Annotated in this window: 16 protein-coding genes and 1 riboswitch; of the genes, 14 read left to right on the top strand and 2 right to left on the bottom strand. The window is 70.6% G+C overall.

Annotated features, from left to right (window positions below):
- The first annotated feature begins 17 nt into the window (after positions 1-17).
- The 12 genes from RLT59_RS03445 to RLT59_RS03390 all read left to right on the top strand — a co-directional run bounded on the left by RLT59_RS03445 (position 18) and on the right by RLT59_RS03390 (position 14,837).
- The gene (locus RLT59_RS03445; RefSeq protein ID WP_311307603.1) at positions 18-1,685 is read left to right on the top strand and encodes an IS1182 family transposase; all 1,668 of its coding nucleotides are present in this window, start codon (positions 18-20) and stop codon (positions 1,683-1,685) included.
- Between the two features lie 435 nt (positions 1,686-2,120).
- Positions 2,121-3,041 (top strand): squalene synthase HpnC, encoded by a 921-nt coding sequence (gene hpnC / locus RLT59_RS03440; protein WP_311301980.1) that lies wholly within the window; start codon positions 2,121-2,123, stop codon positions 3,039-3,041.
- A gap of 29 nt (positions 3,042-3,070) precedes the next feature.
- Positions 3,071-3,991 carry a presqualene diphosphate synthase HpnD gene (hpnD, locus tag RLT59_RS03435; RefSeq protein ID WP_199884343.1) on the top strand — a complete coding sequence of 307 codons (921 nt, stop codon included), beginning with the start codon at positions 3,071-3,073 and terminating at the stop codon, positions 3,989-3,991.
- Between the two features lie 119 nt (positions 3,992-4,110).
- Positions 4,111-5,499 (top strand): hydroxysqualene dehydroxylase HpnE, encoded by a 1,389-nt coding sequence (gene hpnE / locus RLT59_RS03430; RefSeq protein WP_311301979.1) that lies wholly within the window; start codon positions 4,111-4,113, stop codon positions 5,497-5,499.
- Complete coding sequence (locus RLT59_RS03425) at positions 5,496-6,599, top strand: polyprenyl synthetase family protein (RefSeq protein ID WP_311301978.1); 1,104 nt, start codon at positions 5,496-5,498, stop codon at positions 6,597-6,599. Before hpnE ends, RLT59_RS03425 begins: the two co-directional genes overlap by 4 nt.
- A gap of 107 nt (positions 6,600-6,706) precedes the next feature.
- Positions 6,707-8,710 carry a squalene--hopene cyclase gene (gene shc / locus RLT59_RS03420; RefSeq protein ID WP_311301977.1) on the top strand — a complete coding sequence of 668 codons (2,004 nt, stop codon included), beginning with the start codon at positions 6,707-6,709 and terminating at the stop codon, positions 8,708-8,710.
- The gene (locus tag RLT59_RS03415; RefSeq protein WP_311301976.1) at positions 8,710-9,369 is read left to right on the top strand and encodes a phosphorylase family protein; all 660 of its coding nucleotides are present in this window, start codon (positions 8,710-8,712) and stop codon (positions 9,367-9,369) included. Before shc ends, RLT59_RS03415 begins: the two co-directional genes overlap by 1 nt.
- 5 nt (positions 9,370-9,374) lie before the next feature.
- On the top strand, positions 9,375-10,394 hold the full coding sequence (hpnH, locus tag RLT59_RS03410; RefSeq protein ID WP_311301975.1) for an adenosyl-hopene transferase HpnH: 1,020 nt from the start codon (positions 9,375-9,377) through the stop codon (positions 10,392-10,394).
- A gap of 218 nt (positions 10,395-10,612) precedes the next feature.
- Positions 10,613-12,550, top strand: a complete 1,938-nt coding sequence (gene dxs / locus RLT59_RS03405) for a 1-deoxy-D-xylulose-5-phosphate synthase (RefSeq protein WP_311301974.1) — start codon at positions 10,613-10,615, stop codon at positions 12,548-12,550.
- Positions 12,547-13,941 carry an aspartate aminotransferase family protein gene (locus RLT59_RS03400; protein ID WP_311301973.1) on the top strand — a complete coding sequence of 465 codons (1,395 nt, stop codon included), beginning with the start codon at positions 12,547-12,549 and terminating at the stop codon, positions 13,939-13,941. The genes dxs and RLT59_RS03400 overlap by 4 nt, the downstream gene beginning before the upstream one ends.
- 67 nt (positions 13,942-14,008) lie before the next feature.
- On the top strand, positions 14,009-14,617 hold the full coding sequence (locus RLT59_RS03395; protein WP_311301972.1) for a helix-turn-helix domain-containing protein: 609 nt from the start codon (positions 14,009-14,011) through the stop codon (positions 14,615-14,617).
- A gap of 43 nt (positions 14,618-14,660) precedes the next feature.
- Positions 14,661-14,837, top strand: coding sequence for a DUF6126 family protein (locus tag RLT59_RS03390; protein ID WP_311301971.1), 177 nt, complete (start codon positions 14,661-14,663; stop codon positions 14,835-14,837).
- 26 nt (positions 14,838-14,863) lie between these two features.
- Here the strand turns inward: RLT59_RS03390 and RLT59_RS03385 are convergent, their stop codons facing one another.
- Complete coding sequence (locus RLT59_RS03385) at positions 14,864-15,676, bottom strand: tyrosine-protein phosphatase (protein WP_311301970.1); 813 nt, start codon at positions 15,674-15,676, stop codon at positions 14,864-14,866.
- A gap of 411 nt (positions 15,677-16,087) precedes the next feature.
- Positions 16,088-16,278: riboswitch (cyclic di-AMP (ydaO/yuaA leader) on the top strand.
- Between the two features lie 3 nt (positions 16,279-16,281).
- Between RLT59_RS03385 and RLT59_RS03380 the strand changes: the two genes are divergently transcribed.
- Together RLT59_RS03380 and RLT59_RS03375 are read left to right on the top strand one after the other, a co-directional pair.
- A complete protein-coding gene (locus RLT59_RS03380) occupies positions 16,282-17,235 on the top strand; it encodes a M23 family metallopeptidase (protein WP_311301969.1) in 954 nt (317 codons plus the stop codon).
- A gap of 195 nt (positions 17,236-17,430) precedes the next feature.
- Positions 17,431-18,276 (top strand): SGNH/GDSL hydrolase family protein, encoded by an 846-nt coding sequence (locus tag RLT59_RS03375; protein WP_311301968.1) that lies wholly within the window; start codon positions 17,431-17,433, stop codon positions 18,274-18,276.
- A gap of 52 nt (positions 18,277-18,328) precedes the next feature.
- Here RLT59_RS03375 and RLT59_RS03370 read toward each other — a convergent pair whose 3' ends face one another.
- Positions 18,329-19,210, bottom strand: coding sequence for an STM4011 family radical SAM protein (locus RLT59_RS03370; RefSeq protein ID WP_311301967.1), 882 nt, complete (start codon positions 19,208-19,210; stop codon positions 18,329-18,331).
- Between the last annotated feature and the right edge of the window lie 4 nt (positions 19,211-19,214).

Below are 19,214 nucleotides of genomic sequence, written 5' to 3'. Positions count from 1 at the left end.
GGTGGATGTCGATGTCGATGTCGATGCAGCCGAGGGAGTCGGGGGAGATTCCGGCGGAAACGGTGCGGGTAGCGCGGGCCGCGTTCCCGAAGGGGAGTCTGGCGATCCGGGTCCGGGACGAGCTGGGGCCGCTGTTTCGTGACGAGGAGTTCGCGGATCTGTTCCCTGCGCGGGGGAAGCCTGCTTGGTCACCGGGCAGGTTGGCGCTCGTGCTGGTGTTGCAGTTCGTGGAGGGGCTCACCGACCGGCAGGCGGCGGAGGCGGTGAGGGCACGGATCGACTTCAAGTACGCGCTCGCGCTGGAACTGGGCGATCCTGGTTTCGACTTCTCGGTGCTGTCGGAGTTCCGGGACCGCCTGGTGGAAGCGGAGGCCGGGCGGCGGGTGCTGGATGGCGTCCTGGCCGCGGCCGGGGAAAGCGGGCTGCTGAAGACCGCCGGCCGGGCACGGACCGACTCCACCCATGTGCAATCCGCGGCCTGCCAGCTGTGCTGGCTGGAACAGGTCGCCGAGACCCTGAGGGCGGCGCTCAACGAGATCGCCCAGGCCGCCCCCGGCTGGCTGCTGACTATGGCGGAACCGGACTGGTTCAAGCACTACGCCACCCGGGCCGAGGACTCACGTTTCCCCAGGTCCCGCACCAAACGGGACGAGATGGGCCTGCGGATCGGGCGGGACGGGACACGACTGCTCGAAGCCGTCTTCTCACCCGGGGCACCCGGAGAACTACGCACGCTGGAGCAGGTGGAAACCCTGCGCCAGGTCTGGGTCCAGCACTTCCAGCAGGTGGAGGGCGAGGTGAGGCGGTGGGGCCCAGAAGACCGGCCGCCGGGCGCGACGCGCCTGGTCACGCCCTATGACACCGAGGCACGCGGCAGCGTCAAACGCGACACCATGTGGGACGGATACAAGGTCCACCTCACCGAGACCTGCGAGCCGGACATCCCGAACCTGATCACGAACATGGCCACCACCGTGGCGACGGTTCCCGACATCTCGATGACCGATACCGTGCACGCCCAGCTCGCCCAGGACGGGCGCCTGCCCGGCGAGCACTCGGTCGACGCCGGATATGTCGACGCACATCTGCTCGTGCAGGCCCGCCGCGAGTACGGCATCACGCTCACCGGGCCGGTCGCTGGAGTCGTCAGCCACCAGACCACCGCGAACAGCGGCTTCACCGGCGACGACTTCACCATCGACTGGGACCACGAGCAGGTCACCTGCCCCAGCGGTCAGACCACCACCCGTTGGAACCCCGACCGCTCGCCCGAGGGCACCCCGGTGATCCGCGTCCGCTTCAACGGCGGCCAGTGCCGTCCCTGCCCGGTCCGCGAGCAGTGCACCACCTCCAGCGCCGGCCGCCGCCTGACCCTGCGGCCCCGCGAAGAACACCAAGCGCTCCGCCAGGCCCGCGCCGAACAGGACACCGACACCTGGAAGGACCGCTACAAGACCCGCGCAGGAGTCGAGGGCACCATCTCCCAGGGCGTCCAGCGCTGCGGCCTGCGCAGATCCCGCTACCGTGGCCTCGCGAAAACCAGCCTCCAGCACCAGCTCACCGGCGCCGCGACCAACCTCGCCCGCATCGATGCCCACCTCACCGACACACCCCGGGCCCGCACCCGCACCAGCTACTTCGCAGCACTTCGCCCCGCCGAGCCCATGCTCGGCAGGGCGAAGTAGGACCAGCCCCCGAATTAACCAACAGCGTCGACCTCTCCGGCGGGGGCCGCGGCGCGTGTCCGGACCGCGGACCGGACGCCGCACCTCCACGGCTCGTCGTACGTCATCCGCCAAGATCTCCTCCCGCCGGATGACGTCAATTCAATGACGCGCGGGGAAAGTTGGCACGGCACGGCGCACACTCCACAGGTGTCCCGCACCCCGGCGTATCGATGAGCGTTGTACAACGTAAGCTGTACCGGTGCTGATTCGTTGCAAGTGGGGCGATACCGCCTGAGCGGAAGGCCCATGGGGTCCTCCGCACTGGGAAGGGCGGGCGGCGTGTCCGGAATGGGTTGTTTTGGGTCGGCAGTGTAGAACGGGAGATGTGACGGCTATGACGGATAATCTCCAGCTCCGAGGTGCTCACGCCGTCCCCGTGCAGGGCGGTACGCAGTGACGCGAGCCCGCCCGACGCGGCTTGATTCCGCCGTACCCGGGACCCTCGAGAAGGCCGCCGACGAGAATTTCCCGGTGGCTCCGTTCTTCCTGCCGCGCGCCTGGCGCGACGATCTGATGGCCGTCTACGGCTACGCCCGGCTCGTCGACGACATCGGTGACGGCGACCTCGCTCCCGGCGGCGCCGACGCCCGCCACCTCGGCCTGGACCCGGCACAGAGCGACGACCGGCTCGCCATGCTCGACGCGCTGGAGACCGACCTGCGCAGGATCTTCGCCACCACGGGCGAGACTCCGCACCACCCCCTCATGCGGGCACTCCGCCCCACCGTGCGCCGCCGCGCGCTCACCCCGGAACCCTTCCTCGGCCTCATCGAGGCCAACCGGCAGGACCAGAAGATCCGCCGCTACGGGACGTACGAGGAGCTGCTCGCCTACTGCGAACTCTCCGCCAACCCCGTCGGCCGCCTGGTCCTCCAACTCACCGGAACCGCGAGCCCGGAACGCGTCCGCCGCTCCGATGCCGTCTGCACCGCACTGCAGATCGTCGAGCACCTCCAGGACGTCACCGAGGACCTCGGCCGGGACCGGATCTACCTGCCGGCCGACGACATGGCAAGGTTCCACGTGGCCGAATCCGATCTGGCGGCCCCCAAGGGGGGCGCGTCGGTGCGGGCACTGGTCGCGTACGAGGCGGAACGCGCCGGGGATCTGCTGAATGAAGGCACCCCCCTGGTGGGTAGCGTCCACGGCAGGCTCAAGCTGCTTCTCGCCGGATTCGTCGGCGGGGGGCGTGCCGCCCTCACCGCGATCGCGGCCGCCGGGTTCGACGTACTGCCCGGACCGCCCAAGCCCACCAAGCCCAGCCTGCTGCGCGAGGTGGGAGTTGTCTTGCGAAGAGCGCGTAGAGAGGGGTGAGCCGGACCGTGGAGGGACAGACGACGTACATGTCGGCACCGGTACAGGCCGCGTACAGTTACTGCGAGGCGGTCACCGGACAGCAGGCGCGGAACTTCGCGTACGGCATCAGGCTGCTGCCGGCCGAGAAGCGACAGGCCATGTCGGCGCTGTACGCCTTCTCCCGTCGTGTCGACGACATCGGTGACGGTGAGCTGGAGCCGGAGACCAAGCGCGTCCGCCTGGAGGGCACCCGCACACTCCTGGACCGGGTACGGGACGGCGCGGTGGACGAGGACGACACCGATCCGGTCGCCGTCGCGCTCGCGGACGCCGCCCGCAGGTTCCCGCTGCCGCTGGAGGGGCTCGACGAGCTCATCGACGGTGTGCTGATGGACGTGCGCGGCGCGACCTACGAGACGTGGGACGACCTCAAGATCTACTGCCGGTGCGTCGCGGGCGCCATCGGCCGGCTCAGCCTGGGCGTCTTCGGTACGGAGCCGGGCGCGCCCGGCTCGGAACGCGCCGCGGAGTACGCCGACACGCTCGGCCTCGCACTCCAGCTGACCAACATCCTGCGCGACGTCCGCGAGGACGCGGGCAACGGGCGCACCTATCTGCCCGCCGACGACCTCGCCAAGTTCGGCTGCTCCGAGGGCTTCCACCGGGCCACCCCGCCGCCCGGCTCCGACTTCGCCGGGCTGATCCACTTCGAGGTCCGGCGCGCCCGCGCCCTGTTCGCCGAGGGCTACCGGCTGCTGCCGATGCTGGACCGGCGCAGCGGTGCCTGCGTGGCGGCGATGGCCGGGATCTACCGCAGACTCCTGGACCGGATCGAGCGCGACCCCGAGGCGGTGCTGCGCGGCCGGGTCTCGCTGCCGGGCCACGAGAAGGCATACGTGGCGGTGCGCGGCCTGTCCGGTCTGGACGCCCGCTACATTTCGCGCCGGACGGCCAGGGGGCGTGTCTGAATGCACCGCAGGCACATCTCGCGCACCATGAGCACCATGGATGATCAGTGCGGACGGCGGGCAACCTCCGGCCGTACCGCTGCGTCCCTGACGGGAAAGACCTGGCGAGAGGGGGATTCATGACGGATGACAGGCTGCGCTCCTCCCGGGCGGTGGTGATCGGCGGCGGGCTCGCCGGCATCACCTCGGCCCTGCGCCTGGCCGACGCCGGGCTTGACGTGACCCTGCTCGAAGGTCGGCCCCGGCTCGGCGGCCTCGCCTTCTCCTTCCGGCGCGGCGAACTGACGGTCGACAACGGCCAGCACGTCTACCTGCGCTGCTGCACCGCGTACCGCTGGTTCCTCGACCGGGTCGAGGGCGCCCGTCTGGCCCCGTTGCAAAACCGTTTGGACGTGCCCGTTCTCGACGTCGGACGGCCTGCCGGGCCCCGGCTCGGACGGCTGCGCCGCAACGGCCTGCCGGTCCCCTTCCACCTCGCCGCCGGTCTCGCCGGATACCCGCACCTCTCGCTCACCGAACGGGCGAGCGTCGGGCGCGCCGCGCTGGCCCTCGGCCGGCTCGACCCGGACGATCCGGCGCTGGACGACATCGACTTCGGCAGCTGGCTCGCCCGGCACGGCCAGTCGCCGCGCACCGTCGAGGCCCTCTGGGACCTGGTCGGCGTCGCCACGCTCAACGCCACCGCGCCGAACTCCTCGCTGGCGCTCGCTGCGAAGGTCTTCAAGACCGGCCTCCTCTCCGAGCCCGGCGCCGCCGACATCGGCTGGGCGAGCGTGCCGCTCGGCGACATCCACGACACGCTGAGCCGCAAGGCCCTGGACGCCGCCGGTGTCCGCACCGAGCTCCGGACGAAGGCCTCCGCGCTCACCCGTACCGACGACGGACGCTGGGTGGTCGAGACCGGGGCCGAGCGGATCGAGGCGGACACCGTCGTGCTGGCCGTGCCGCAGCGCGAGACCCACGACCTGCTGCCCGAGGGTGCGCTCGACGCCCCGGAGAAGCTGCTGGAGATCGGCAGCTCACCCATCCTCAACGTGCACGTCGTCTACGACCGCAAGGTGCTGCGGCGGCCGTTCTTCACCGCGCTCGGCTCGCCGGTCCAGTGGGTCTTCGACCGCACGGAGGCCTCGGGCCTCACCGGACCCGGTCAGTACCTCGCGGTCTCCCAGTCGGCGGCCGGCGAGGAGATCGACCTGCCCGTCTCCGAACTGCGCGCGCGCTACCTGCCCGAGCTGGAGCGGCTGCTGCCGGCCGCACGCGGTGCCGGGATCAGGGACTTCTTCGTCACCCGAGAGCGGACGGCGACCTTCGCGCCCGCCCCCGGAGTCGGCCGGCTGCGGCCCGGGACACGTACCGGGGCCCCCGGCCTCTTCCTGGCCGGTGCATGGACCGCCACCGGCTGGCCCGCCACGATGGAGGGCGCCGTCCGCAGCGGTGCCGGCGCAGCGGACGCCGCACTCCTGGCACTCGGCCGCCCCCACGAACATCCGCTGCAGGAGGCGGCATGAGCAGTACCACCGGAACAAGAGGAGAGTCAGTGACCCCGGCGAATCCGGCTTCCGACACCGTGGCGGACACCACGGACGTCACCGCGCTTCTGGAGCGCGGACGGGCCCTTTCCACGCCGGTGCTCCGGGCCGCCGTTGACCGGCTCGCACCGCCCATGGACACCGTGGCCGCCTATCACTTCGGCTGGATCGATGCCCAGGGCAGGCCCGCCGACGGCGACGGCGGCAAGGCCGTGCGCCCGGCGCTGGCCCTGCTGTCCGCGGAAGCGGCCGGCGCCGCCGCCCAGGCCGGCGTCCCCGGCGCCGTGGCCGTCGAACTCGTGCACAACTTCTCGCTGCTGCACGACGACCTGATGGACGGCGACGAGCAGCGGCGCCACCGCGACACGGTGTGGAAGGTGCACGGCCCCGCCCAGGCGATCCTGGTCGGTGACGCGCTCTTCGCGCTGGCCAACGAGGTCCTCCTGGAGCTCGGGACGGTCGAGGCGGGCCGCGCGGCCAGGCGGCTGACCTCGGCCACTCGCAAGCTGATCGACGGGCAGGCCCAGGACATCTCCTACGAGCACCGCGAGCGGGTCACCGTCGAGGAGTGCCTGGAGATGGAGGGCAACAAGACGGGCGCCCTGCTCGCCTGCGCCTGCTCCATCGGCGCGGTGCTCGGCGGCGCCGACGACCGTACCGCCGACGTCCTGGAGGCGTACGGCTACCACCTCGGCCTCGCCTTCCAGGCGGTCGACGACCTGCTCGGGATCTGGGGCGACCCGGAGTCCACGGGCAAGCAGACGTGGAGCGATCTGCGCCAGCGCAAGAAGTCCCTGCCGGTCGTCGCCGCGCTCGCCGCGGGCGGACCGGCCTCGGAGCGCCTGGGCGAGCTGCTCGCCGCCGACGCGAAGAGCAGCGACTTCGACAGCTTCTCCGAAGAGGAGTTCGCCGCCCGTGCGGCGCTCATCGAGGAGGCGGGCGGCCGTGAATGGACCGCTCAGGAGGCGCGTCGTCAGCATGCGGTCGCCATCGAGGCGCTGCACGGTGTCGACATGCCCGAAACCGTGCGGGCGCAGCTCACGGCGCTCGCTGACTTCGTCGTCGTACGAAAGAGATGATCGCCATCTGTTCCATATGACTCGCAGTCGCCGGCCGGTGCCCGTCACGGGTGCCGGCCGACGGAGGCCCCAGCACAGCAGAGGAACAACTGCACGAAGGGGAAGCCATGACAGCGACGACCGACGGAAGCACCGGGGCTGTGGATCCCCGCGCAGCCTCGGCCAGTAGACCGACAACCGAATCAACCATTGCCGCGGACGACGTACTGGCCGCCGCGCGGCGGGCCGCGGAACGCTCGGTGGAGCACCTCCTCGGCCAGCAGGACGAACAGGGCTGGTGGAAGGGCGACCTCGCCACCAACGTCACCATGGACGCCGAGGACCTCCTGCTCCGCCAGTTCCTCGGAATCCAGGATTCCGCCACGGTACAGGCGGCCGGCCGCTTCATCCGCGGCGAGCAGCTCGGTGACGGCACCTGGGCCACGTTCCACGGCGGGCCGGGGGACCTGTCCGCCACCATCGAGGCGTACGTGGCACTGCGGCTGGCCGGGGACCGGCCGGAAGACCCGCACATGCTCCGCGCCTCGGGGTGGGTCAGGGAACAGGGCGGGATCGCGGCGAGCCGGGTGTTCACCCGGATCTGGCTGGCCCTGTTCGGCTGGTGGAAATGGGACGACCTGCCGGAACTCCCGCCCGAGCTGATGTTCTTCCCGAAGTGGGTCCCGCTCAATATCTACGACTTCGGCTGCTGGGCCCGCCAGACCATCGTGCCGCTCACCGTCGTCTCCGCGAAGCGGCCGGTCCGGCCCGCCCCCTTCGCACTGGACGAGCTGCACACCGACCCCGGCGAACCGAACCCACCCAGGCGCCCCGCACCGGCGGCCAGTTGGGACGGTGTCTTCCAGCGCCTCGACAAGGCACTGCACCTCTATCACCGGATCGCCCCGCGCCGGGTGCGCCGCCTCGCGATGAACGCGGCCGCCCGCTGGATCATCGAACGCCAGGAGAACGACGGCTGCTGGGGCGGCATCCAGCCGCCCGCCGTCTACTCCGTCATCGCGCTGCACCTGCTGGGCTACGACCTCGACCACCCGGTGATGCGGGCCGGACTCGCCTCGCTGGACCGGTTCGCGGTCTGGCGCGAGGACGGCGCCCGCATGATCGAGGCCTGCCAGTCCCCGGTCTGGGACACCTGCCTCGCCACCATCGCGCTCGCCGACGCAGGCCTGCGCCCCGATCATCCGGCGCTCGTGAAGGCGGCCGACTGGATGCTCGACGAGGAGATCGACCGGCCGGGTGACTGGTCGGTACGCAGGCCGCAACTCCCGCCGGGAGGCTGGGCGTTCGAGTTCCATAATGACAACTACCCGGATATCGACGACACCGCGGAAGTGGTCCTCGCGCTGCGCCGGGTCCGTCACCCGGATCCGGCACGGGTCGAAGCGGCCATCGCCCGGGGGGTGCGCTGGAACGTCGGCATGCAGTCCCGCAACGGCGCCTGGGGAGCGTTCGACGCCGACAACACCAGCCCGTTCCCCAACCGGCTGCCGTTCTGCGACTTCGGTGAGGTCATCGACCCGCCGTCCGCCGACGTCACCGGACATGTGGTGGAGATGCTCGCCATCGAGGGCCACTCCGCGCACCCCGTCACCCGGCGTGGTATCGAGTGGCTGCTCTCCGAACAGGAGGCCGCCGGAGGCTGGTTCGGCCGATGGGGCGTCAACTACGTATACGGAACAGGGTCCGTGGTGCCCGCCCTGGTCGCCGCCGGACTGCCCGCCGCGCATCCCTCGATCCGGCGCGCGGCCGACTGGCTGGAGTCCGTCCAGAACGACGACGGCGGCTGGGGCGAGGACCTGCGCTCCTACAAGGAGGACAAGTGGATCGGCCACGGGGCCTCGACCGCGTCCCAGACGGCCTGGGCGCTGCTCGCGCTCCTGGCCGCGGAGCGGCGGGACACCGCGGCGGTGGCCCGTGGCGTCGCCTGGCTCACCGAGACCCAGCAGGCCGACGGATCCTGGGACGAGCCGTACTTCACCGGTACCGGCTTCCCCTGGGACTTCTCCATCAACTACCACCTCTACCGGCAGGTCTTCCCGCTGACCGCGCTCGGCCGGTACGTGCACGGCGATCCCTTCGCCGGCCGCACGGACCTCCGTGAGGGGGCCTGATGGGCGAACCCGCGGGGCCGCCCGGCCCCGCCGCCCCGCTGCTGATCGCCTGTGCGCTCGGCATCGAACACCTTGCCCTGCGCACCGGCAGGAGCAGGGCGGACAAGGCGCCGGGACCCGTGACCGTGATCCGTACGGGCATGGGACCCAAGGCGGCCGAATCCGCCGTGGCACGGGCGCTCGGCGAGGGCCGGGCGTTCGGCGCCGCGGTCATCGCCTCGGGGTTCTGTGCCGGGCTGACGCCAGGCATGCACCCCGGAGATCTGGTGGTGGCCGACGAGACCCGGCTCGCCGGGGAGTCGGTTGCCTGCACCGGCACCGAACTCCTTGCCGAGGCACTGGCCAGAGCAGTACCGGGACGCACCGTCCACACCGGTCCGCTGACCGGCTCCGACCATGTCGTACGCGGGCATGAGCGGGCCGAGCTGCGGACCACCGGAGCGATCGCGGTGGACATGGAGTCCGTCGTCACTCTGCGCACCGCCCTGCGCGCCGGGCCACGCCCGGTTGCGGCCGTACGGGTGGTCGTGGACGCTCCACAGCATGAGCTCGTCCGCATCGGCACGGTCCGCGGTGGAATATCGGCATTCCGCGTTCTCCGTGCCGTCCTACCGGCTTTCTATGAATGGCACCGATCTTTGCTGCTCCCCAGGAGGTGAGCTAGATGGCCATGCCACTCCGTCAGACCATCAAGATTGCGACGTACCTTGCTGAACAGAAGCTTCGCAAGCGGGAGAAGTTTCCGCTGATTGTCGAGCTGGAGCCGCTGTTCGCCTGCAATCTCGCCTGCGAAGGCTGCGGGAAGATTCAGCATCCGGCCGGAGTTCTCAAGCAGCGGATGCCGGTGGCCCAGGCCGTCGGCGCGGTGCTCGAATCCGGCGCCCCGATGGTCTCCATCGCGGGCGGTGAGCCGCTGATGCATCCGCAGATCGACGAAATCGTCCGGCAGCTGGTGGCGAAGAAAAAGTACGTCTTCCTCTGCACCAACGCGATGTTGATGCGGAAGAAGATGGAGAAGTTCACGCCGTCGCCCTACTTCGCGTTCGCCGTGCACATCGACGGGCTGCGGGAGCGGCACGACGAATCGGTTGCCAAGGAAGGAGTATTCGACGAGGCGGTGGCCGCGATCAAGGAGGCCAAGCGCCGAGGTTTCCGGGTCACCACCAATTCCACCTTCTTCAACACCGACACCCCGCAGACGATCATCGAGGTCCTGAACTACCTCAATGACGAGCTGAAGGTCGACGAGATGATGATCTCGCCCGCCTACGCATACGAGAAGGCGCCCGACCAGGAGCACTTCCTGGGAGTCGAGCAGACCCGCGAGCTGTTCAAGAAGTCCTTCGCGGGCGGCAACCGGGCCAGGTGGCGGCTGAACCACTCGCCGCTCTTCCTGGACTTCCTGGAGGGCAAGGCCGATTTCTCCTGCACGGCGTGGGCCATTCCCAACTACTCGCTCTTCGGCTGGCAGCGGCCCTGCTACCTGATGAGCGACGGCTACGTGCCGACGTACCGGGAGCTCATCGAGGAGACCGACTGGGACAAGTACGGCCGGGGCAAGGACCCGCGCTGCGCCAACTGCATGGCGCACTGCGGCTACGAGCCCACCGCCGTACTGGCCACCATGGGGTCGCTGAAGGAATCCCTGCGTGCCGCGCGGGAGACCATCGGCGGGAACCGGTGAGGTGATGACCATCGGAGAACCAGTGGTACTGGCTCTCCGCGAGCCGCCGGCCCGGCCGCTCGCGACGCGCCGCCGTGCGCGGCGCGTCCAGGCCGGGCCGGCGGCGGTCGGCCGGGACGTACCGGTTCCGGTGCAGCCGATGACGAGGACCGAGACGTCACCACCGGGGGTCCCCGCCGTCACCGTGAGCTGAGACAGGATTAGAGAGGGGGCCCGGCATGTCGCTACTGCGGAGCATCCGGGGGCCGCACGATCTCAAGACGCTCAACGAACCACAGCTCGGTGAACTGGCCGAGGACATCAGGAAGTTCCTGATCGAGGCCGTGGCCAGAACCGGCGGACATCTGGGACCCAACCTCGGCGTCGTGGAGCTGTCCATCGCCCTGCACCGGGTGTTCGAATCACCCGCGGACCGCGTTCTGTGGGACACCGGCCACCAGAGCTACGTACACAAACTGCTCACCGGACGGCAGGACTTCTCCAAGCTGCGCGGCAAGGGCGGCCTCTCCGGCTACCCCTCCCGCGAGGAGTCCGAGCACGACGTCATCGAGAACAGCCACGCCTCCACGGTGCTCGGCTGGGCCGACGGCCTCGCCAAGGCCAACCAGGTACTGGGCCGCCCCGACCACGTCGTCGCGGTCATCGGTGACGGGGCACTCACCGGCGGCATGGCCTGGGAGGCGCTGAACAACATCGCCGCCGCCAGGGACCGCCCGCTGATCATCGTCGTCAACGACAACGAGCGCTCCTACGCGCCGACCATCGGCGGCCTCGCCAACCACCTCGCCACCCTGCGCACCACCGACGGCTACGAACGCTTCCTCTCCTGGGGCAAGGGCGTCCTCCAGCAGACCCCCGTCGTCGGGCAGCCGCTCTACGAGTCGCTGCACGGCGCCAAGAAGGGGTTCAAGGACGCCTTCGCCCCGCAGGGCATGTTCGACGATCTCGGCCTCAAGTACGTCGGGCCCATCGACGGCCACGACACCGCCGCCGTCGAGTCCGCCCTGCAACGGGCGAAACGCTTCCACGGCCCGGTACTCGTGCACTGCCTCACCGAGAAGGGCCGCGGCTACCAGCCTGCCCTCCAGGACGAGGCCGACCGCTTCCACACCGTCGGCGCGATGGACCCGCTGACCTGCGCCCCGCTCACCCCGGCGGCCGGCCCGTCCTGGACCTCGGTGTTCGGGGACGAGATCGCCGCGATCGGGGCGGAGCGGCCCGACGTCGTCGCCATCACGGCCGCGATGCTGCACCCGGTGGGGCTGACGAAGTTCGCCGAGGCCTTCCCCGACCGGGTCTGGGACGTGGGCATCGCGGAACAGCACGCGGCGGTCTCCGCGGCGGGACTGGCCACCGGCGGACTCCATCCCGTCGTCGCCGTCTACGCCACCTTCCTCAACCGGGCCTTCGACCAGCTGCTGATGGACGTCGCGCTGCACAGGTGCGGTGTGACCTTCGTCCTGGACCGGGCCGGTGTCACCGGGCCCGACGGCGCGTCCCACAACGGCATGTGGGACATGTCCATGCTCCAGGTCGTACCGGGGCTGCGGATCGCGGCACCGCGCGACGCCGGCCAGTTGCGGGCCCAGCTGCGCGAGGCCGTCGACGTCGATGACGCCCCGACCGTGATCCGGTTCCCCAAGGAGTCGGTGGGGGAGCCGGTCCCCGCCGACGGCCGGATCGGCTCCATGGACGTACTGCACCGCGACGAGGACGCCGATGTGCTGCTCGTCGCGGTCGGCGTCATGGCCCCCGTCTGCCTGCGGGCCGCCGATCTGCTCGCGGGCGCCGGCATCCGCTGCACCGTGATCGACCCCCGCTGGGTCAAGCCGGTCGACGGGCAGCTGGCCCCGCTCGCCGCACGGCACCGGCTCGTCGCCGTCGTCGAGGACAACAGCCGGGCCGGCGGCGTCGGCTCGGCGGTCGGGCAGGCGCTGCGGGACGCCGACGTCGACGTACCGCTGCGCACGTTCGGCATTCCCGGGCAGTTCCTCGCCCACGGCAAGCGCGCCGAGGTGCTGGCCGACATCGGACTCACACCGGTCGAGATCGCCGGCCGGATCAGCGCGACCCTGGCCGTGCGGCCCAAGGCCGCCGACGACGGCCACCACGAGCGCGACGCCCTGAACGACGGGCACAAGGAGAGCGGGGCATGAAGGACGACGGGCCCAAGGGCTTCGATCTGGCACAGCTCCTCGCGGAGCGCGGCGCCGAACGCTACGAGCTGCACACCAAGTACCTCAACCACCAGCTCCCGCGGATGCTGCGCACCATCGGCTTCGACAAGGTCTACGAACGGGCCGAGGGCGCGCACTTCTGGGACGCGGAGGGCAACGACTACCTGGACATGCTGGCCGGATTCGGCGTGATGGGGCTCGGCCGGCACCACCCGGTCGTACGCAAGGCGGTGCACGACGTCCTGGACGCCTCGCTCGCCGACCTCACCCGCTTCGACTGCCAGCCACTGCCGGGGCTGCTGGCCGAGAAGCTGCTCACGCACAGCCCCCACCTGGACCGGGTGTTCTTCGGCAACAGCGGTACCGAGGCCGTCGAGACGGCGCTCAAGTTCGCCCGGTACGCGACCGGGAAGCCGAGGATCCTGTACTGCACGCACGCCTTCCACGGACTGACCACCGGCTCGCTCTCGGTCAACGGCGAGGACGGCTTCCGGGACGGCTTCGCGCCCCTGCTGCCCGACACCGCCATCGAGCTCGGGGACCTGGACGCGCTGCGGCGCGAGCTGAAGCGCGGAGACGTGGCCGGCCTGGTCGTCGAGCCGATCCAGGGCAAGGGCGTGCACGCCTCGCCGCCCGACTTCCTGCGCGCCGCCCAGGACCTGCTGCGCAAGCACAAGGCCCTGCTCATCGCCGACGAGGTGCAGACCGGCCTGGGCCGGACCGGCGACTTCTACGCGTACCAGCACGAGGAGGGCGTCGAACCGGATCTGGTCTGCGTCGCCAAGGCGCTCTCCGGCGGCTATGTGCCGGTCGGCGCGACGCTCGGCAAGGACTGGATCTTCAAGCGCGTCTACTCCTCGATGGACCGGGTGCTGGTGCACTCGGCCAGCTTCGGCTCCAACGCCCAGGCCATGGCCGCCGGGCTCGCGGTCCTCGCGGTGATGGAGGACGAGGAGACCGTGGCCAACGCGCGCCGCACCGGTGATCTGCTGCGCGAACGGCTGGCCGCGCTGGTCGACCGCTACGAGCTGCTGCACGAGGTGCGGGGACGCGGGCTGATGATCGGCATCGAGTTCGGCCGGCCGTCCTCGCTGAAGCTGCGCAGCCGCTGGACGATGCTCCAGGCGGCCCGCAAGGGGCTCTTCGCGCAGATGGTCGTCGTTCCGCTGCTCCAGAAGCACCGGATCCTCACCCAGGTCTCCGGCGACCACCTCGAAGTGATCAAGCTGATTCCGCCGCTCGTCATCGACGAGGCGGACGTGGACCGGTTCGTGGCCGCGTTCACAGCGGTGATGGACGACGCGCACAACGGCGGGCTGATGTGGGACTTCGGCCGGACCCTGGTGAAGCAGGCCGTGGCCAACCGCTGATCAGCGGGGTTTTTGCCTGGGAGGCAAGAAATTCGCCTCCCAGGAAAGATCCTGGTCCAATGGACATATGAATCCCGCAGAACCAGGGGCGGCCGAAGAGCTGCCCGGTGTCGCGCCCCGACTGCGCGATCTGCGCCGCGGCCGTGGGCTCACCCTGGAGACCGCCGCCCAGCGCGCCGGGCTCTCGCCCGCCCATCTGTCCCGGCTCGAAACGGGCCGCCGCCAGCCCTCGCTGCCGATGCTGCTCGGACTCGCCAGGATCTACGGTACGACGGTCTCCGAGCTGCTCGGCGAGATCCCGCCGGAACGTGACGCGATCGTCCGCGCCCGGAAGTTCGAGGGGGCGGAGGCGGACGGCTGGATGTACCAGCCGGCCGGTGGGCCCGGCCGGGCGATGCAGGCGCTGCGCGTCCGGGTGCCGTACGGCGCGCAGGGCGACCTGGTGCGAATCCACCCCGGCGAGGAATGGCTCTACGTCCTGGCCGGAAAGCTCCGGGTGACCCTCGGGGACACCGTGCACGACCTCGGCCCCGGAGACAGCGCGCACTTCGACTCGCTCACCCCGCACCGGATCGCGGCGCTGGACCGCGAGGGTGCCGAGCTGCTCTTCGTTCACACCCTGCTGCAGAGCCCCGCCGCCGAACTGTGTCTCGGCATCGGGATCCACCGTCGCTGAGGCGCCGTCCCGCCGGCCCGTCCGGTCACCAGAGAGGACCGTCATGTCCGATTCCGAGAACTACGACCCGCTGACCCCGGCCAGGCGCAAGGGCTCCGACTCCCAGGAGCGCAAGATGCCGCGCGGACTCGTCATCAGGCTGTTCGCCTACCTGGTGGCCGGGCACGTCATCGCGGGCTTCCTCTACCTGCTGTTCGCGGTGGGGATGCACAACCAGTAGCCGGCGGCGTCCCCTCCCCGGGTCGGTCAGAAGTCTTCGAGGAGCCGCTCGCGCAGCCGCTCCCGGGTCTCGGGTGTGACCTTCAGTCCCTCGGAGAGGTAGCGGTCCGTGTCGCCCCAGGTCTCGTCGATCGTGGCGAAGGCCGCCGCGAGGTATTCGCTGTGGGCGCCGAAGAGCGGGCTGAGGAGCTCCATCACCTCGGGCGACATCCCGGCCGCGGAGGTGTCGCTGCGGCGCACCCGGTAGCGGCGGTGGGTGTCGTTGGACTTGAGGTAGTCGGCCTCGATCGTCTCGCGCCCGACGCCCACCGCGAGCAGCGAGATGGCGATGGAGAGCCCGGCCCGGTCCTTGCCCGCCGCGCAGTGCATCAGGGCCGGGACGCTGTCCTCGGCCAGGGCGTGCAGTACCCGGCTGTGCTCGGCGGTGCGGTCCAGGATGATCGAGCGGTAGGAGGCGACCATGCGGTCGGTGCCCTTGCTGCCGCCGAGGATTCCGCGCAGCTCGTCCATCTCGCCGTCGCGCACCATCCGCCAGAACTCGCTGCCGTCTGCCGGGTCGGTGAGCGGGATGTTCACATTGCGTACGCCGGGCAGCTCGACGTCGGGTCCGTCCAGCTTGAGGTCGGCGGCGTTGCGGAAGTCGAAGACGGTGTGCAGGCCGAGGCCGCCGAGGAACGCCGCGTCCTCGGGCGTGGCGCCCGCGAGGTGACCGCTGCGGTAGAGCCGCCCGTACCGCACCCGGCGGCCGTCCGACGTCGGCAGTCCGCCCACGTCGCGGAAGTTACGCACCCCCGCCAGCTCGGGTGCCGTCGACGGGGTCTGCGGCAACTGCTGCGTCACGGTCACTCCTGGGGGCTCTGCCGCCGACGCGTGTCGCCGACGGGTCCACTCCCGTGACGATACGACATCGGATACTCGGACAATCACCCCGGCGACAGCCGCGGTTCTCCCTCTTGTCCCGGCCCGCCGCGGGGTGCCGGGGTGGACGATGCGCGTGACATGTCCGTATTAGGGCTTTTAGTCGAACATGCCCTGCTTATGCGGGAGATGGTCACCCTCTCGTGAGCGGGATCATATCCGTGACGGTGTGTGGCGGTGCGCCGGTCGGGTAATCCGTACGCCAAGCGGAATGCCAAGATCCATAATCCACGGAGTGTGACCGGAATTCCGCGCCGAATTCCCGGTGCGGAATCCGGTGCGGAACCCGTGGCTTGTTTCCGCCGTCCCGGCTCGCTTACGTTCCATGTCAATCCGGATGGAACGCCTAATCCTGCCGCCGTCCGGAATTCCGCACCCACTCACCGTGTGGCAGGAGCGGGGGACCCAGGTAAGCCGCCGACCGGAGTGATCCGGCCGGCTCGGGGTGAAGTCGCGCCAGGCGCGGCCGGGCATCTCCAGCCCGAACCCGACAGCTCACCTCGTAGGCGCCGGAGAGGAAATTCTTCATGCCCATCCCGGGTAAGCACCGCCGTCCCAAGTCCAGCACCATCGCCCGCGGCGTCGTCGTCGCGAGCGCCGGCGGAGCCGTCATCGCGCTTCCGCTGCTCGGCGCCACCGGTGCCAACGCCGCGGAGCAGGCCGCTCCCGCCACCGCGAAGTCGGCCGCCGCCACGCACGCCACCCCGGCCAAGCCGGTCGCGGACAAGCAGTCCGGCACCAAGACGTACTCCGTGGTCTCCGGCGACTACCTGTCGAAGATCGCCGCCGAGCACAACGTCAAGGGCGGCTGGGAGAAGCTGTACCAGGACAACCGCGAGCTCGTCGGCGACAACCCGAGCCTGATCTTCCCGGGCATGAAGCTGACTCTCGGCGGCAAGGCCTGGGGCCACGCCCCGGCCACCGGCTCGCACACCTCCACGGGCGACTCCACCCCGTCGGATGCCCCCTCGAAGGCCCCGGCCAAGACCGAGTCGAAGGCCCCCGCGTCCTCCGGCACCACGTCCTCCTCCGACACCCAGGCGTCCAACACGTCGTCGTCTGACCAGGGCAGCGCCTCCGGCTACGTCCACCCGGTCCCCGGTAACCACACCACCGCCTACCGCGCCTCCGGCGCCAGCTGGTCCAGCGGCAGCCACACCGGCATCGACTTCCCCGTCGCCAGCGGCACCAGCGTGAAGGCGATCACCTCCGGCACCGTCGTCACCGCGGGCTGGGGCGGCGCGTACGGCAACGAGGTCGTCATCAAGCACGCCGACGGCCACTACTCGCAGTACGGCCACATGTCCTCGCTCTCCGTCTCGGCGGGCCAGACCGTGACCGCGGGCCAGCAGGTCGGCCTCTCCGGCGCCACCGGCAACGCCACCGGCCCGCACCTCCACTTCGAGGTCCGCACCGGCCCGGCGTACGGCTCCGACATCGACCCGATCGCCTACCTGGCGTCGCACGGGATCAACGTCTGATCCAGACAGCAGCGGTCCGGTGACGGACCGGAGCGATACAGAGGGACGGTGCGCGGCGGCGCACCGTCCCTCTGCTTTGCGGTGACCGTCCTTATTCCCCCTTTACCAAAACCTGACCGGGTGGTCTATCTCACCACCCGTCAACCCCTTATTACGGTCGCGTAGGTCACAATCGACGGTGCAGGATATGCGCTTGTGGCAGACGATTCGAGAAACATCCGACAGGGCGTCATCAACCGACAGGGGGCCATCGAGTCGTACGCGGCGATTGGCGACAGTTTCACCGAGGGGGTCGGTGACCCGGGCCCGGACGGGACATTCGTCGGCTGGGCCGACCGGTTCGCGGTAATCCTCGCGGACCAGCTCCCGGACCCGGAGACGGCGCGGAGCGGCACAGCCGCCGCGCACGGACACTTCCGGTACGCCAATCTCGCGGTACGAGGACGCCTCCTCGACCAGATAGTCGAGGAGCAGGTACCCCGCGCCAAGGAACTCGCCCCGGACCTGGTGAGCTTCTGCGCGGGCGGCAACGACATCATCCGGCCGGGCACCGACCCCGACGACGTGGCCGAGCGCTTCGAGCGCGCGGTGGCGGAACTGACCCAGTCGGTCGGCACCGTCATGGTCACCACCGGCTTCGACACCCGAGGCGTTCCGGTGCTCCGCCATCTGCGCGGCAAGATCGCCACCTACACCGCCCATGTGCGGTCCATCGCGGACCGCTACGGTTGCCCGGTGCTCGACCTGTGGTCCCTGCGCTCCGTGCAGGACCGGCGCGCCTGGGACGGCGACCGGCTGCACCTGTCGCCCGAGGGACACACTCGCGTCGCGCTGCGCGCCGCCCAGGTCCTCGGCCTCGACGTGCCGGCCGACCCGGACCAGGAGTGGCCGCCGCAGGTGCACCGGGGAACGCTGGAGGTCCGGCGCGACGACATCCACTGGGCCCGCGAGTACCTGGTGCCGTGGATCGGGCGCCGGCTGCGCGGCGAGTCGTCGGGGGACCACGTGGCGGCGAAGCGGCCGGACCTGCTGCCGCTCTGAGGCCGGCCGGCTCCCGGCCCGGCTCCGGGAGCCCGGCGATCCGTCCGGGGGTTTACGGACCGGCCCGCCCGATGTCGTACAGCGGCCGGGCCGGGATACGTTCCAGCACGCCGCCCGCGAACACGTCGTACAGCGGCAGCGTCTCCAGATGGACGTAGCCGATATGGCAGTCGCAGACGGCGAGCGGGCAGGCCCGGGGGCCCAACGCCGCCCGGTAGCTGCCGTCGTAGAGATTGCCGAGCTCGGCCCGGACGAAATGGCAGCGGCGCACCGTGCCCTCCCCGTCCACCGAGATGACCGACTCCCCGGTCCGGCAGGGCAGCCCGGCCGAGCGGTGCGGATGGCGGCTGTACGGGAACAGCGGGTCGATCTCCGTCCACCGGCCGGCCTCCGCGTCCGTGTAGGTGTGCCCCTCCGCGGCGTTGACCCAGAGGTACACCTCCTCCGGGAGCGCCGCCCGCAGCCGCCGGGCCTCGTCGAGGTGATCGTCCAGACCCACCACACCGACGCTGTGCCGGATCCCCAGGGACGTCAGCTCCCCGCACCGGTCCAGGAAACGCTCGTACGCCGTCTGGCCCGGGTGGTACGTGCACCAGAGCGCGATCTTGTCCCGGCCGGCGGCGCCCGCCTCGGCCAGCCACCGCGTACGTCCGCTCAGGTTCGTCTGGATCGCCACCCGGCGGATGTGCGGCAGCCGGGCCAGCTCGACCATCGCCCGGCGGTACCAGGAGCGGACCAGCCCCTCGCCCCACGGGGTGAACAGCACCGAGATCCGGTCGTCCTCCCGCGCCGCCGCCCACGCCGTGAACCGCTCCAGCGCGGCCCGGTCGGTGAGCAGTTGCTCCCGGCTGTCGCGCCGCTTCGCGAACGGGCAGTACGGGCAGTCGTAATCGCACGACGCGAGCGGACCCCGGTAGAGAATCGTCAGGTCCATGCGG

The organism is Streptomyces sp. ITFR-6 (assembly GCF_031844725.1).
Lineage (GTDB): Bacteria > Actinomycetota > Actinomycetes > Streptomycetales > Streptomycetaceae > Streptomyces.
This window is presented reverse-complemented; position numbering and strand designations above follow the sequence as displayed.